The 1181-nt window shown below is 61.3% G+C and carries 1 protein-coding gene; it reads left to right on the top strand.

Annotated features, from left to right (window positions below):
* On the top strand, window positions 1-1181 hold a 1181-nt coding region (locus IVA79_RS19910), incomplete at both ends, for an MFS transporter (RefSeq protein ID WP_247555794.1).

The raw sequence follows: 1181 nt of genomic DNA, 5'->3' as shown, positions 1-1181 counted from the left end.
GTGCAGACCGCTCTGATGTTGCCTGTCATGTTCATCTCAGTGCCGGCCGGTGCGATCGCGGACATGTACGACCGGCGTATCGTTGCACTGGTTTCAGTCGCCATCGCGCTCGCCGGCGTGTCAGCGCTGACGGGGCTTGCTTGGTTCGACTTGATCACTCCGAATTTGTTGCTGGCATTGTGCTTCGTCGTCGGCAGCGGCATGGCGTTGATGGATCCGGCCTGGCAATCCTCGGTTAGCGAGCAAGTGCCGTTGGAAACCCTTCCGGCGGCAGTGGCGCTGAACAGTATCAGCTATAATATCGCGCGAAGCGTGGGTCCGGCCATCGGCGGGATCGTGGTTGCAACCGCGGGTGCCGTAGCTTCATTCGCACTTAATGCGTTGCTTTATCTTCCGCTGATCGCCGCGCTGTTCCTATGGAAGCGCGTCTCCGTACCTAGTCGTCTGCCGCCCGAGAAGCTCAGTCGCGCTATTGTTTCAGGAATGCGGTATATCATCAATTCCCCGTCGATCACGATCGTGCTGGTGCGCTCCATGGTGATGGGCGTGACCGGCGGCGGGATCATCGCGCTCATGCCGCTCGTAGCCCGCGACCTGCTGCATGGTGGTGCACAGACCTATGGCATCATGCTCAGCGCGTTTGGTCTCGGCGCAGTGGTCGGAGCACTCAATATCACCGAGCTGCGCAAGCGCTCGGCTGGCGAGGCGGCAATCCGAGGCTGCAGTCTTTCGATGGGCGGCGCGGTTACCGCAGTAGCGCTGAGTGGAGCGCCGATATTGACGGCCGTTGCGCTGTTCCTCGCCGGCGCCGTGTGGATGATCACCTGGGCGCTGTTCAACATTGGGGTGCAGTTCGCAGCGCCGCGCTGGGTCGCCGGTCGATCGCTCGCGGCATATCAGGCGGCCAGTTCTGGCGGAATTGCCATTGGCAGCTGGGCCTGGGGGTATCTGGCCGATGTCACGGGCGTACAAACAACGCTCCTTATTTCGGCTGGTTTAATGCTTGTAACACCGGTCCTGGGGCTCTGGCTGCCAATGCCACGCGTCAGCGCTCGTGAGCAAGAAGCCGAGATGCTGGCGGATCCCGAAGTTCGGCTCGAACTTTCCGGCCGCAGCGGCCCGCTTGTGGTAGAGATTGAATACCGCGTACCGCGAGAGAATGCGCAGGCGTTTCACAATGT

Source organism: Bradyrhizobium sp. 138 (genome assembly GCF_023074075.1).
Lineage (GTDB): Bacteria > Pseudomonadota > Alphaproteobacteria > Rhizobiales > Xanthobacteraceae > Bradyrhizobium.
The sequence above is the reverse complement of the archived record's forward strand: the minus strand, read 5'-3'. Positions and strand labels throughout refer to the sequence as shown.